The organism is Priestia sp. HNGD-A6 (assembly GCF_045784335.1).
GTDB lineage: Bacteria > Bacillota > Bacilli > Bacillales > Bacillaceae_H > Priestia > Priestia zanthoxyli.
The window spans coordinates 45,910-58,722 of record NZ_CP138621.1 but is presented as its reverse complement, the minus strand read 5'-3'; the positions used below and the strand labels follow the sequence as shown (position 1 = coordinate 58,722).

Genomic DNA, 12,813 nt, shown 5'->3' with positions numbered 1-12,813 from the left:
TCCCTCCCTTACCACGTAATAAGCGATGCTACACGTTCTGCGATCAGCTTGTAGCCTTTTGCATTCGGATGAAACTTATCAGTATATAAGTAGTCATCTACCTTTAGCTGAAACAAATCAAAGGTCGGAACAAAAACAGTTTGCTTATAATTAGCGCTTAATTCACTGCTTTTATAATTCCATTCTCGTACAATAGCCGTTGTCGTTTTTGCATCTTGCAGGTTACTAAACGGATTATATAAACCAATTAAAAAAATCGTTGCGTCTTTATTTGCCGAACGGATGCTTTTTAAGATGCTGTCTACGTTTTTTAAATAGTCATTTTCTAGCTTTTGAATATTGTTTTTATTTAAGTTTTGCAGCGTTTGTCCACCTTGAAATAAGTCATTTCCGCCAATCGTAATCAGCACGGTATCTGCAGACTTAATCTGCCGCTGAATTTGCTGCTGCTTTACTTGACTTGCCAGCTGCGAAGACGTTTGACCTTTTATTCCAAAGTTACTTAAGAGGATTTTTTTCTTCGTTTTTTCTTCAAGATTATCTTTTAAATACCCAACGTATCCTTTTCCCGCTGCGTCTCCTGTTCCTCTTGTCAGTGAATCTCCTAAAGCAACAATCGTATAATTTTTGGTACTTTTGTTACTGCTGCTTGTTTCTTGCTTCGGCTTTGGCATTTCTTTTACAGTAGCTTTTGAGGCGCTAACATAATCATAAATAGACATTCCAAGCCCTGCTGCAAACAGCAGACACGAAATAATTGAAATAAAGGATACGATCCATACCCACTTTCCTTTCGCTTTCACTGGCTGCACTCCTTTTCGTCTTTTTAGTTATCTTTTTTTAGAGCTTCAACTGTTTTTAGTAACGCCGACCAGTCTAAATGACCCCAGCCATTTTCAATTCCTTGTTCATAATGACCTTTCACAAGCTCTCCTAACGGAAGCGGCGCGGACACTTTTTTGGCTGCATCAATAGCCAAGTTTACATCTTTTAATCCAAGCTCCAGCTTAAATCCGGCTGGATCAAAGTCTCTTTTAGCAATTAAATTGCCGTAATTTTTATACACAGGAGATGCAAATAAGCTGTTAACCACTTCAAGAAACTGCTCCGCTTGCATCCCGTACTGCTCTACCATGACTACTGCTTCAGAAATGGCTTCTAACATCGATACTAGTAAAAAATTATTGCCAAGCTTAGCTACATTTGATAAGTAAGGCTCGTCTCCTACAGTAAAAATAGTTTGACCAATCGCTTCAAACAGCGGCCAAACGTGCTCTCTTGGTTCTTTATTACCTGCAACTATTACTTTGAGAGCCGCAGCATCTGCTGCGTCGGGGCGCCCTAAAACGGTCGCTGCAACAAAATGCTGTCCTGATGCAGCATGTGCGCTTGTTAATTTTTCGGACAAATCTACGCTAATAGTACTCACAGAAACGTGAATACCGCCTTCTTGGAGGCCTGCAAGTATACCGTCTTGTGACATCGTTACTTCTTCTAAAGCCTCGTCATTGGAAAGAATCGTAAAGACAAGATTCGCTTCTTGTGCTGCTTGGGCAGGTGTCTCTACAACCTTTGCTCCTTTTTTCACAAGACTTTCCGCCTTTGAAGCAGTTCGGTTATAAATCACAAGTTCATGACCCGCTTTTATCATATTTTCCGCCATCGGTAATCCCATATTTCCTAAACCAATTAAACCCACTTTCATCTTTACCACTCCATTTCAGCGCTCAGTATGTACATTTATACTTGTTTTCTACCTTTAGAAAAACCATATTTTCATTATTATATAACTACAGTAAAAGCGAATACAAAGAATAGCCTTTCTAAAATGTTCAAAATGTGACATTTTTTAGACGTGTCTTATGAAAAACTTGTCAAAAAAATACGGATAGTTTTTAAATAAAGCGCTTGCAAGCATAGGAAATTTCTGCTAAGATATAAGAGAATTATTTTTGTTCGGTGGGGATGTATGAGTATTGTCACTTTTCGTCTTTAGATTTGAGCAAGAATAGTACCACAATGTGCGAGTCCGCACGAGGAGGCAACAATTATGGAACAAGGTAAAGTAAAATGGTTTAACGCAGAAAAAGGTTTTGGATTCATCGAGCGCGAAGGTGGAGACGATGTATTCGTACACTTCTCAGCAATCCAAAGCGAAGGCTTCAAATCTTTAGACGAAGGTCAAGCTGTAACATTTGACGTAGAACAAGGTCAACGCGGACCTCAAGCTGCTAACGTTCAAAAAGCATAAGAAACACAACATATCAGAAACAGATCCTTTAAAGGATCTGTTTTTTTGTGCACAAACATAAAAAAGCCCTGTTTTTCAACAGGGCCAGTCGGTACAAATACAGAAGTAAAGTTAATGGTACTCTTAGTATAGCACAAGATCATAACAATCTATACGAAATAATAAAATAAAACTTTCATCCAGCACGTTTACCTATGTTTATAGCTATTCCAAACTCTCTAGGGCGCTCGCAAATCGTTTAATTCCTTCTCGAATAACCTCTTCTTCCCCTCTGCCAAACGTAAAGCGAATAGCTCCGCTTTGAGAACTCAGCACGCTTCCTGGGACAAAGGCTACTCCTTTTTTAAGCGATTCTTCCAATAGACGATAGTCATCGACCGGCTGATTCACTTTGCACCATAAATGAATCCCGCCTTGAGGCGAATCGAAAGATACTTTTGATCCAAGCAATTCGTTCAAACTGGACGACATAGCATACTCTTGCTTTTTGAGCTCTTGTCTAAGCTTTTCAATATGCGAAGAAAACGTAGGAGAATCTAAGAATTGATAAGCAATCCACTGCGGAAAGATGCTGTGGCCAAAGTCAATTTGCTGCTTAGCGTCTGCCAGACGCTGAATCACTTGCTCCGGCCCCACTATCCAGCCAATTCGAAGCCCCGATGCCACGATTTTAGAAAGCGAGCTGATATAGAGGACATTTCCGTTCTCGTCCATGGATTTCAGCGTTTGATGTACATTTCCGTCAAATGCCGTGAGTGAATAAGGATCATCTTCAATAAGCGGAATGCCGTATTCTGAAGAAAGCTCTAAAAACCGCTTTCGACGCACTTCTGATAACACAATACCAGTCGGGTTTTGATAATACGGATTTAAAAAAACCATACGAATGCGATGCTTTTTATGTAATTCTACTAAGTCGTCCGGGTTGGCTCCATTTTTATCTACAGGCAGTAAAAACGTTCGTAGACCTGCTGATTGAAAGAGCGGCAGTGAATAGCTATAGGATGGATCTTCAATCGCTACTGCATCCCCTGGTTTTAACAAACACTGCACAATCAAATGAAGTGCTTGCTGTGCACCTGATGTAATTAGAATAGAATTGGAGTCAGTGGAGATTTTCCGGTACTCATAAACATGAGCAGCAATAGCATCGCGCAAACGTTCATTGCCGTGGGGATGATCATAGCCTAAATGTTCATTAAAAGGCATGCCCGCTAATATTTGCTGAAAATCTTCGCTTGGAAATAAGCTAGGAGCTAACTCTCCGCTGGCTAAGTTCACAAAATCTGTTCGCAAAGCCTCGCTTCTGATTCGCTGTACGAGCGGTAAATTAGGCAAAAATGAACCGTCTTCTACATATCTCCCCCAGTTTGGAATACGTTTTCGGGAAATCCCCCAGATGCTAGAACTCACTCGCGTGCCGCTTCCTTTTTTACGTTCTACGATTCCAAGTGCCTGCAACTCTTCATAAGCAGCTACTACCGTGCTTCTGTTCACGTTGAGCTCAGCGGCAAGCGTTCGTTCTGATGGCAGCATAGAATCCGGTGGAAAAGCTCCCGATGAAATACAGCTTTCAATATATTCTGCAATTTGTTTATAAATCGCTTTTTTGCTAGCGCGATCTGGTCTCCAGTTCATGCGGCGTCAGTCCTTACATTTAAACTTTCTTAATTAGTAGTTTATCCTTTATCTCTCTTATCTTAAAGCAGTTTTATAAAAAAAGACCATCCAATTCGGTGTTTTTTTGCTCATCCACTTTATCAAAAATTATAATAGTAGCTATTTTTCATTTTTAGGTATTTTAGTTTACATAATAATTTTATAGTTAATCATATTGAATGAATTTCACCATGAAAAAGAGATTGAGACATAACCACACCAGTCCAATCTGAAGACGAACAAATGGGATACATGAGCTCATATGGGTTGCTTGGTACACCACATTTGATTTCCGTGCAAGACTTCGCTTTCCGCGGGCGGCCGGTGAGCCTCCTCGTCGCATACGCTCCTGCGGGGTCTCACCTATTCCGCTTTTCCCGCAGGAGTCTTCGCCTTGCTCTCCAATCAACTGCTAGAAGCAACGAAATACATGAAAACTACATTCACCATGCCAATAAAAAAAACCCAAACGAAGTTGATTCTCTATCAAGAATCTCGATTCATCGTTCGGATCTTTCTTCAACTAAATTACTTTCGTCACAGCCTATTTTTTTATAAAGGCGGTAAATCTAGCTTGCCTTCTTGAAACAATTCTTTCACCATGTGCTTGGCATACCCTGTTGCTTGCCCAAGCGTTATTTTTGCTGGCATAGGCGCTTCGTTTGCATCAACGATTACATCGATAATACACGGTTTATTCTGTCTAACTGCACTTTCAAAAGCCGGCAACAGCTCGTCTTCCTTTTCTACTCGGTAGCCAACACCTCCGCAGATATCTGCATACCTAGCAAAATTCGGGTTTGTTAAATCTGTCCCAAATTCAGCATTTCCCATTACTTCTTGTTCAAATTTAATCATGCCGATTTTATGATTATTAAATAGCACTACGACTAGCGGAAGATTGTATTTAACAGCTGTAATAAAGTCAGCCATTGTCATCGCAAAGCCGCCGTCTCCACACACCGCAAACACCTGCTTCTCGGGATAAGCAATTTTTCCAGCAATTCCGCCCGGCAGCCCGCATCCGAGAGTGGCTAACCAGCTTGAAATCACAAACTGCTGATTTGTCATCCGAAAATGACGCGCCATCCATACTGTGACGTTTCCTACATCTACAGACAAGACCGCGTTATCATCCGCTACGTGCTGAAGCGCTCGAATCACTCGCTGAGGCTTGATAGGTACACTTTCTTTGGCTTCTTGGGTATCAAGCTGATTCCACCACTTTTTCATACGTTCTTGACTTTGCTCTAAAAACTGGCGATGCTCTGAGCGGCCAACGTTTTCTAAAAACCACTGAACCGTTGCTTTCGCTTCTCCTGCAAGCCCTGCATCTACAGGATATCTTTTGCCAATTTGTGCAGGATCAATATCAATATGAATCGTTTTCGCATGGTCTGGCAAAAATCCTGTAAACGGATAAGATGTCCCAATCATGATGAGCGTATCCGCTTCTTGCATCGCTTCATACGCTGGCTTTGTCCCGATTAATCCAAGTCCTCCGAGACAATATGGATGTTCATCCGGTATTGCGCCTTTTCCAGGAAGCGTAAGAACAATCGGTGCTGCGATTTTTTCTGCAAATGCAAGCAGCTCTTCTCTCATTTCATGTGTGCCTCGACCGGCTAGGATAACCGGACTTTCCGCTTTACCAATCAAATCTTTTGCTTTTTCAAGATCTTCTCTATGGGGGAAAATGTCTTGCTTGACAATGATGCTTGATGTTTCTCGTGCTTCTGATCCAACTTCAAAACGAGGAATATCATCGGGAATGGTTAACACAGCCACACCTTTTTTAGCATACGCTGTTCGAATCGCTTGATTAACAACAGTCGGGAGCTGCTCAGCGGACATGACTCTCTGGTTATATACAGCCACATCATCGAACATTCTCTCTAAATTAATTTCTTGAAACGCATCGCTGCCGATGAGATCTGATTCTACTTGCCCCGTAAGTGCTAAAACGGGCGCTTTGTCTAATTTGGCATCATATAAGCCATTTAGTAAATGAATTGCTCCCGGTCCGGCAATAGCCGTGCATACACCGATTTTACCCGTTAGCTTCGCATATGCAGCTGCTGCGAGAGCTCCCGCTTCTTCATGCCTTACTTGAATAAATTTAATTTTATCCTGGGCTTTGCGAAGCGGTTCAATAATTGAATTAATGGAGTCTCCTGGCATGCCGTAAATATGATCAACGCCCCATTCAATTAGCAGTTCAATCAGTTTTTCTCCAGCTTTTTGTTTAAACATATGACTACCCCTTTCTTCTTATATATAGAGATAGTGTGACCTGATACGCTCTTTCTTACTTATTTTCAGCCGTATAATTTTCGTTTTCTTTCGTTAAAGGAAGACAACATCTTCGTTAAATTTTCTTCATTCCTTGCAATTATCATTATCTTTTGCTATTCTATAAGAAGAATTATTTTTGTTCGGCAACAATCGATAGGTGAATACTTTCGTCTTAAAGATTTTGATCATGAGCAAGGATAGTAATACAATGTGTGCATAGCACACGAGGAGGCAACATTCATGGAAAAAGGTACAGTAAAATGGTTTAACGCAGAAAAAGGTTTCGGATTTATCGAACGCGAAAACGGCGACGATGTATTCGTACATTTCTCAGCAATCCAAAGCGAAGGATTCAAATCTTTAGACGAAGGTCAAGCTGTAACATTCGACGTTGAAGAAGGTCAACGCGGACCTCAAGCTGCTAACGTTCAAAAAGCATAAGTAGTAAAAAGACTCTGATTTCAGTCAGAGTCTTTTTTTTATGTAGAGCTACGCATAAATTTTTTTAACATGTAGTTTGTACACGTTATTATAAATAGTAAACTAAAAGAGTCTCTTCATTCCGAAGAGACCTTTTGTGGAAGAAATAGTTGAAGAAATAAAGTGTGGATGTTGCATCGTCCTCATTTTTTAATAATTAGCACCAGCCGCCGCCGAAGCAAGAAGCGCCGATGATGATTAATAAGATGAAAAGTACAATGATTAAAGCGAAACCGCCGCCGCAGCCACCGCCGCCATAACCACAACCGTATCCGTAACCTCCGTAGTATCCCATGTGTTTCACCTCCATTTGCTATACTTTAAGATATGTGGATTTAGTTAAATTGCTCCTAATAATTCCATAGAACTTTTGAAAATGTTTGTCATACACTAAAATACTGAGCTTCTCAAACAAGTTCCACAAAGTGATAAAATATCTGATTTTATGGGCATTTACTCCTCTTTTCTTTATCTTTTAAAAATGTAATCGCTCCCTTTTTCATGAATGTACAATGCGCTGAATACCTTTAGTTATGTACACTCACACAGGAGGGATTCAATATGTTAACACTCGAAATTTCAAAGCAAATCGTTAAAAACGTCTACCCTATTGTCTTATCGAACCGCAGTAAAATCTTTCAAGAGGAAGTGAGCGTCGCCGCCTTGCAAGACTACTTTGGTCTTGATCATGCCTTTAGCGTATATGCAGCTGCCACCATTATTTATCAGCTAGAAGCTGACGGATATGTATCCAAACCTCTGAAACGCAACGAATACAAGCGAATTTTGCTCAAATAAAAACAAGCATCCCCGCAAGGATGCTTGTCTTATTTATAGCTATACCTGTCGAATAATTGCTCGACTCTTTTGTGATAGTCTGCAAGGTAATCAGAGAGCTCCGTTTTGCTCAAATTATTGGCCTGCTCCTCAAATAGTGACAGCAGCGAAATTTTAATCATTTCCATTTCCGTTTCCGAACGATTTTCATTTCGCAAATCTTTTCTTAAATTCCACAGGCTTTGCTCCATTTCATGCTTTAATTGTTCTAGTGAGTGTGGTTCTTCAAATCCGGCACGAATGTCTTTTTTAAATCCACTCATCTTATCACTCCTCGCATTTGCACCTGCTAGATAGTATCTAATGTATACTATACCATAAATAACTATACGAGGCTTAAGCATGCATTTTAAGCAATTGGTCACAAAATAAAAAACATCTCTTTGGATGTCTTTACGTTACTTTTTATCTTACTTCGTCTTCTTCACCTTTTACATATTTAAAAAATGAATCAATCATTTCATTTAAAAAATCATTTCGATCTTCAAAATTCATAATTTCTAAAAACTCCACAATATCCTTATCTAAGCTAATAGCAGCAGGAACATAAGCAGCTGCTTCCCTTCTTTGCGGGAATGGAATTACATTATCTTTCTTCTTCATAAAACACCGTCCTTTTTCTGTGCTTTACTAGTGTAAGCTTTCAAGGAACGATTTGCAAGTCCCTCTGATGTAAAATTTTATATAAACATTCTTCTGAAAAGACAGAGTATATCTTTAGCTACTCAAGCAAGCTCATTTGACCTTAGCCTTTTTCGTGTTCTGGCGTCATATTAATAATTCGCCGCTGTTTTCTCTTTTCCTTTTGGCATCTTTTAGCAAATTTAAACACAAATAGTTTAAAAGAGGTTTTTATTTCCTTCTTATAGGTTAAAGAAAGGAAACAACATTTTTATATGGAGGGGTTACAAATGATTGCATTAACTGGAAAAGTTGCGCTTGTGACGGGAGCGGCATCTGGAATTGGACGCGCTTCAGCCATCACATTAGCTGAACAAGGAGCGCGCGTTGCTCTTTTAGACTTAGAGGAAGAAAAATTACAAGAAGTAAAAGAGACCATCATGGCGAGCGGCGGAGAGTGTATAGCCATTAAAACAGACGTATCTGACTCTGAAAGTATAAAAGAAAGTATCGAAACGATTAGCAGCTTATGGAGTCAATTACATATTGTTTCTATTAACGCAGGCATCAACGGTACGTTTTCTTCTATTGAAGAACTATCACCAGAAGATTGGACAAAAACAATTGATACAAATTTAACGAGTACTTTTTTAACCGTGAAGCATTCTATTCCTTATTTGAAAGCTCAGGGAGGAAGCGTTATTATTACTAGCTCCATTAATGGCAACCGTACATTTTCAAACATCGGCATGAGCGCATACAGTTCCTCCAAGGCTGGCCAAATGGCCTTCGGCAAAATGGCAGCTCTTGAACTTTCTACATACGGAATACGGGTTAACGTCATTTGTCCAGGAGCAGTTGATACAAATATTGAAAGCAATACATTCCGTCAAGAAGACAAATTAAAAGAAGTCGCGATTCCAATTGAATATCCAAATGGCAATCAACCGCTTGCTAAACGCTCGGCTAAGCCTGAAGAAGTAGCAGATTTAATTTCCTTTTTAGCTTCTGACGCGTCCAAACATATTACCGGAAGTGAAATGTTTATTGACGGCGGAGAATCGCTGCTGTAACGTACAAGCCCCTGCATTATCTGCCAGGGGCTTGTTTTTTGCTTTTATGAACAACGTCTACTCCACCCGAAGCAGATATAATGCTGCCTGTAATCATATCTGAGTTTTCATCACAAAGAAACTCAATAATACGCGCAATGTCTTCTCCCGTACCTGATCGGCCCACAGGCGTTTCCTTGTCTTCTAGTAATCTTGCTTTTATGATATCACTTTCTTTCATGTCTCCTACAATATCTCCGGGACAGACCATATTGGCCGTAATCCCGTATTCGGCTACTTCTAGAGCAAGCGATTTGGTCAGAGAAGCCAGCCCTGACTTAGCGGCACTAAAAGCCGCGCGGTCCATCCATCCAGGGGTATGCTCTACATCTTGAAAACCGTATGTAATAATCCTTCCAAACTGCTGCTTTTTCATAATAGGAACAACAGCTTTAACAAAGTGAAAAACAGAGCTTAAATTCCCTTCCACCATTTCATACCATTCACTGTCTGTGTACTCTATTAATTTTTTTCTTTCAAATACATACGGACCTGCATTATTAATTAAAACATCAATACGTCCAAACCGCTCCATAGCCTGCGCAACGACATGTTCAATATCTTCTTTATTTGTTATGTCTCCTTCTACAAACTGTACGTTATCACTATATTGATGCCATTCTTCTTGCAGTTCTCGCACTTTATTTTTATCACTGCGAAAATGGACGGTAACGGAATACTGCTTTTTTAGAAACTGTTCTGTTACTTTTTTGCCGATACCTTTATGACCTGCTGTAATTAATGCATGTTTCATCGACCTTCACCTCTTTTACTCTACTTCTCTACTATATATTAGACAGCTCCTTGATTTCTCCTTTACTAACGGAAAAAAGCCCTTGACGAAAGGGCTTTTCTTTTACGGTCTTAACAAAATTTTACCTGTACTTTTTCGGCTTTCAAGAAGCTCATGTGCTTTCGCTCCGTCTTTTAAGTCAAATACCACAGGATTGGTTAGCACAAGCTGACCTTTACTGATCCACTCAAACAGCTGCTGTGAGCGTACTTTGCGTTCTTCATAAGATACAAGCACGTTCCACAGATCTCCGCCTGTAAGCGTTTTAGAGGTATCCATCAGCATACGTGGGTCGACCGGGGCCGGATCGCCTCCTGCCATTCCGTAAAACACCACGGTTCCGCCTGTTTTTACGGCTTCAAAGCTTTTTTCTAGCGTAACCCCTACAGATTCGTAGGCAACATCTGCGCCTCGTTTCGTTACTTCTTTCACTTGTTCTAGCCAGTTATCTTCGTATAAAAAGACATAGTCAGCCCCTGCTCGAGCCGCTGCTTTTGCTTTTTCAGAAGATGACGTTAAGCCAATAACCTGTCCGCCTAATAGCTTAGAAATTTGAACTAAAAGCTGCCCTACACCTCCAGCAGCTGCGTGAACAAGTACATAATCACCCGGCTGAATGCTGTAGCTGTCTTGTGTTAAATAGTGGGCCGTTAACCCTTGCAAAAGCACAGAAGCAGCTGTATCAAACGAAATATCGTCAGGTACAGCAATTATTTTATCCTGTGGCACGGCAACAAGCTCTGCATTTGCAAAAGGAACGTCAGCAAAAGCAATGCGGTCTCCTACGTTAACATGACTTACTTCTGCTCCTACTTCTTCTACCACACCTGCTCCTTCATATCCTAAAATATACGGAGGTGTACCCGTTAAGTGGTAGTTCCCTTTTCTTCGGTACACATCCGCAAAATTAAGTCCAATTGCTTTTGTTCTTACTAGTACGTCTGTTGGATCAATAGAGGGATTCGGTATATCTTGATAGTGAAGAACGTCAGGTCCTCCAAACCTTTCAAATACTAATGCTTTCATAGATAAGTTACCTCGTTTTCTTTATGTATTCCCTTTCATCGTAATTCAAAGAGACACCAAACACAAGTTTCTTACTCAGTGGAAAAGCGCTTTGTCTCCTCATGAGACAAAGCGTTTTTTTAATTTGTTTGTGCTACGGTTTCTCTCATCGTTCCATTTTTTTGATAAGACGTATGAAAAGAAAAGGCTTTTTCAAGAACGTGCGGTGTTTGTCCGCCTCACGTGAGCGCTTCTTTATAATACGCCATAAGCTGATCGCGATACATTGGATGTGCACAATTTTCAATGATTCGTTTTGCTCGTTCTCTTGGAGCAAGTCCGCGTAAGTCTGTATATCCTTGCTCTGTTACAATGACATCCACATCGTGTTCCGTATGATCAACGTGTGAAACAAACGGCACTATGCTTGAAATATCACCGTTTTTGGCAATAGATTTTGTTACAAAAATGCCGAGACGCGCATTTCGGGCAAAATCCCCTGAACCTCCGATGCCATTCATCATTTTTGTTCCCATCACATGCGTGGAATTAACGTTTCCGTAAATATCTAGTTCTAGCGCGGTATTAATGGAAATCAGCCCTAAACGACGAATAATCTCTGGGTGGTTTGAAATTTCCTGCGGACGAAGAATGAGTTTATCTCGATAGGTTTCAAAATTAGAGAAAACTTGTTTCATTTTATCTGCTGAAAGCGTAATTGAGCAGCAGGAAGCAAACGTAACTTTTCCTGCGTCAAATAAATCAAAAACGGCGTCCTGCAATACTTCGGAATATACTTCTAAATCATGAAACTCCGAATCTAACAAACCGTGGAAAACGGCATTTGCCACAGATCCAATTCCAGATTGTAAAGGAGCAAGCGATTCAGTTAATCGCCCTTCTGTAATTTCTTGGCGTAAAAATGAAATCAAATTTTGAGCCATCACAACCGTTTCTTCGTCAGGTGCTACAATTGTAGACGGTGAATCTAGCTGATTTGTAAATACAATACCCTTTACTTTATCTAAATCAATTGGTATGCCTAACGAACCAATACGGTCATCGGATTTTTTCAAAGGAATTGCATCTCGCTGTCCTTGAGCACCCGGATCATACAGGTCGTGAATACCTTCTAACAGCTCTGGCTGCGCTGTGTTAATTTCAATAATAATCGATTTTGCATGCTCGGCAAACACCATTGAATTGCCGATTGACGTTGTTGGAATCATCATTCCGTCATCCGTGATAGAAACCGCTTCCAAAATAGCGAAATCTATTGAATCTAACACGCCTGAACGCACCCATTCAGAAGTATGCGATAAATGCTGGTCAATAAACTGAAATTCACCTTCATTAATTTTTTTACGCATCGTCGGATCCGCTTGAAACGGCAGGCGTTTGTTTAACATACCTTTTTCTGCAAATAGCTTATCCACATCTGACCCAAGTGAAGCACCGGTATACACGCTGACTTTTATTGCCTCAGTTTCCGCTCGTTTCGCTAGCGCAAACGGCACAGCTTTGACATCGCCCGCGCGTGTAAAACCGCTTAGACCAAGCGTCATTCCATCTTGAATCCAAGACGCTGCTTCTTCAGCAGAGACAACGCGATTCTGTAATGCTTCATGCTTAATTCGATTACAAACGTTTTTCATTCTGTTCACTCCTTGTTTTTGCTCTTTTTTACCATTTTACTGTAAAGAAAGCGTCCACAAGAGTTTTTGGAATGAAATGGACAAAAATAGCGACAAAACAGCATA

The 12,813-nt window shown here is 40.4% G+C and carries 14 protein-coding genes and 1 pseudogene; 4 read left to right on the top strand and 11 right to left on the bottom strand.

Going from position 1 to position 12,813, the window contains the following annotated elements:
* Window positions 1-8: 8 nt before the first annotated feature.
* A complete protein-coding gene (locus SCI76_RS00295) occupies window positions 9-803 on the bottom strand; it encodes a GDSL-type esterase/lipase family protein (protein WP_033579231.1) in 795 nt (264 codons plus the stop codon).
* 23 nt (window positions 804-826) lie between these two features.
* Entirely contained in the window at window positions 827-1,705 is an 879-nt protein-coding gene (locus SCI76_RS00290) for an NAD(P)-dependent oxidoreductase (RefSeq protein WP_048019150.1), read from the bottom strand.
* A 345-nt stretch (window positions 1,706-2,050) separates the two neighbouring features.
* Between SCI76_RS00290 and SCI76_RS00285 the strand changes: the two genes are divergently transcribed.
* A complete protein-coding gene (locus tag SCI76_RS00285) occupies window positions 2,051-2,251 on the top strand; it encodes a cold-shock protein (protein ID WP_013057405.1) in 201 nt (66 codons plus the stop codon).
* Between the two features lie 204 nt (window positions 2,252-2,455).
* Here the strand turns inward: SCI76_RS00285 and SCI76_RS00280 are convergent, their stop codons facing one another.
* The 3 genes from SCI76_RS00280 to SCI76_RS00270 all read right to left on the bottom strand — a co-directional run bounded on the left by SCI76_RS00280 (window position 2,456) and on the right by SCI76_RS00270 (window position 6,163).
* The gene (locus tag SCI76_RS00280) at window positions 2,456-3,889 is read right to left on the bottom strand and encodes a PLP-dependent aminotransferase family protein (RefSeq protein ID WP_048019149.1); all 1,434 of its coding nucleotides are present in this window, start codon (window positions 3,887-3,889) and stop codon (window positions 2,456-2,458) included.
* Window positions 3,890-4,076: 187 nt separating this feature from the next.
* Window positions 4,077-4,319, bottom strand: a complete 243-nt coding sequence (locus SCI76_RS00275) for a hypothetical protein (protein WP_080754433.1) — start codon at window positions 4,317-4,319, stop codon at window positions 4,077-4,079.
* Between the two features lie 143 nt (window positions 4,320-4,462).
* Window positions 4,463-6,163, bottom strand: a complete 1,701-nt coding sequence (locus tag SCI76_RS00270; protein WP_048019148.1) for a pyruvate oxidase — start codon at window positions 6,161-6,163, stop codon at window positions 4,463-4,465.
* Between the two features lie 282 nt (window positions 6,164-6,445).
* On the opposite strand from SCI76_RS00270, the gene SCI76_RS00265 reads away from it, so the two are divergent.
* Window positions 6,446-6,646: a cold-shock protein gene (locus SCI76_RS00265; protein ID WP_013057408.1), complete on the top strand. Its 201-nt coding sequence runs from the start codon at window positions 6,446-6,448 to the stop codon at window positions 6,644-6,646.
* A gap of 196 nt (window positions 6,647-6,842) precedes the next feature.
* On the opposite strand, the gene yjcZ is transcribed toward SCI76_RS00265, so the two are convergent.
* A complete protein-coding gene (gene yjcZ / locus SCI76_RS00260; protein ID WP_013057409.1) occupies window positions 6,843-6,980 on the bottom strand; it encodes a sporulation protein YjcZ in 138 nt (45 codons plus the stop codon).
* Between the two features lie 266 nt (window positions 6,981-7,246).
* On the opposite strand from yjcZ, the gene SCI76_RS00255 reads away from it, so the two are divergent.
* Window positions 7,247-7,483 carry a hypothetical protein gene (locus SCI76_RS00255; RefSeq protein ID WP_013057410.1) on the top strand — a complete coding sequence of 79 codons (237 nt, stop codon included), beginning with the start codon at window positions 7,247-7,249 and terminating at the stop codon, window positions 7,481-7,483.
* A gap of 29 nt (window positions 7,484-7,512) precedes the next feature.
* Here SCI76_RS00255 and SCI76_RS00250 read toward each other — a convergent pair whose 3' ends face one another.
* Window positions 7,513-7,785, bottom strand: a complete 273-nt coding sequence (locus SCI76_RS00250) for a hypothetical protein (RefSeq protein WP_045292176.1) — start codon at window positions 7,783-7,785, stop codon at window positions 7,513-7,515.
* Between the two features lie 142 nt (window positions 7,786-7,927).
* Window positions 7,928-8,125, bottom strand: coding sequence for a hypothetical protein (locus SCI76_RS00245; RefSeq protein ID WP_048019147.1), 198 nt, complete (start codon window positions 8,123-8,125; stop codon window positions 7,928-7,930).
* A gap of 308 nt (window positions 8,126-8,433) precedes the next feature.
* On the opposite strand from SCI76_RS00245, the gene SCI76_RS00240 reads away from it, so the two are divergent.
* A complete protein-coding gene (locus tag SCI76_RS00240; RefSeq protein ID WP_048019146.1) occupies window positions 8,434-9,216 on the top strand; it encodes an SDR family NAD(P)-dependent oxidoreductase in 783 nt (260 codons plus the stop codon).
* A 16-nt stretch (window positions 9,217-9,232) separates the two neighbouring features.
* Here SCI76_RS00240 and SCI76_RS00235 read toward each other — a convergent pair whose 3' ends face one another.
* The 3 genes and pseudogenes from SCI76_RS00235 to SCI76_RS00225 all read right to left on the bottom strand — a co-directional run bounded on the left by SCI76_RS00235 (window position 9,233) and on the right by SCI76_RS00225 (window position 12,708).
* A complete protein-coding gene (locus SCI76_RS00235; protein ID WP_033579237.1) occupies window positions 9,233-10,009 on the bottom strand; it encodes an SDR family oxidoreductase in 777 nt (258 codons plus the stop codon).
* A gap of 102 nt (window positions 10,010-10,111) precedes the next feature.
* Window positions 10,112-11,074: a quinone oxidoreductase gene (locus tag SCI76_RS00230; RefSeq protein WP_048019145.1), complete on the bottom strand. Its 963-nt coding sequence runs from the start codon at window positions 11,072-11,074 to the stop codon at window positions 10,112-10,114.
* A 119-nt stretch (window positions 11,075-11,193) separates the two neighbouring features.
* A pseudogene (locus SCI76_RS00225) lies at window positions 11,194-12,708 on the bottom strand (acetyl-CoA hydrolase/transferase family protein).
* Window positions 12,709-12,813: the final 105 nt, after the last annotated feature.

Excerpts from the sequence above, each read along its gene's own strand:
- SCI76_RS00290 (WP_048019150.1), bottom strand. The coding sequence starts at position 1,705 with ATGAAAGTGGGTTTAATTGGTTTAGGAAATATGGGATTACCGATGGCG.
- SCI76_RS00285 (WP_013057405.1), top strand. The coding sequence starts at position 2,051 with ATGGAACAAGGTAAAGTAAAATGGTTTAACGCAGAAAAAGGTTTTGGA.
- SCI76_RS00280 (WP_048019149.1), bottom strand. The coding sequence starts at position 3,889 with ATGAACTGGAGACCAGATCGCGCTAGCAAAAAAGCGATTTATAAACAA.
- SCI76_RS00270 (WP_048019148.1), bottom strand. The coding sequence starts at position 6,163 with ATGTTTAAACAAAAAGCTGGAGAAAAACTGATTGAACTGCTAATTGAA.
- SCI76_RS00265 (WP_013057408.1), top strand. The coding sequence starts at position 6,446 with ATGGAAAAAGGTACAGTAAAATGGTTTAACGCAGAAAAAGGTTTCGGA.
- yjcZ (WP_013057409.1), bottom strand. The coding sequence starts at position 6,980 with ATGGGATACTACGGAGGTTACGGATACGGTTGTGGTTATGGCGGCGGT.
- SCI76_RS00255 (WP_013057410.1), top strand. The coding sequence starts at position 7,247 with ATGTTAACACTCGAAATTTCAAAGCAAATCGTTAAAAACGTCTACCCT.
- SCI76_RS00250 (WP_045292176.1), bottom strand. The coding sequence starts at position 7,785 with ATGAGTGGATTTAAAAAAGACATTCGTGCCGGATTTGAAGAACCACAC.
- SCI76_RS00245 (WP_048019147.1), bottom strand. The coding sequence starts at position 8,125 with ATGAAGAAGAAAGATAATGTAATTCCATTCCCGCAAAGAAGGGAAGCA.
- SCI76_RS00240 (WP_048019146.1), top strand. The coding sequence starts at position 8,434 with ATGATTGCATTAACTGGAAAAGTTGCGCTTGTGACGGGAGCGGCATCT.
- SCI76_RS00235 (WP_033579237.1), bottom strand. The coding sequence starts at position 10,009 with ATGAAACATGCATTAATTACAGCAGGTCATAAAGGTATCGGCAAAAAA.
- SCI76_RS00230 (WP_048019145.1), bottom strand. The coding sequence starts at position 11,074 with ATGAAAGCATTAGTATTTGAAAGGTTTGGAGGACCTGACGTTCTTCAC.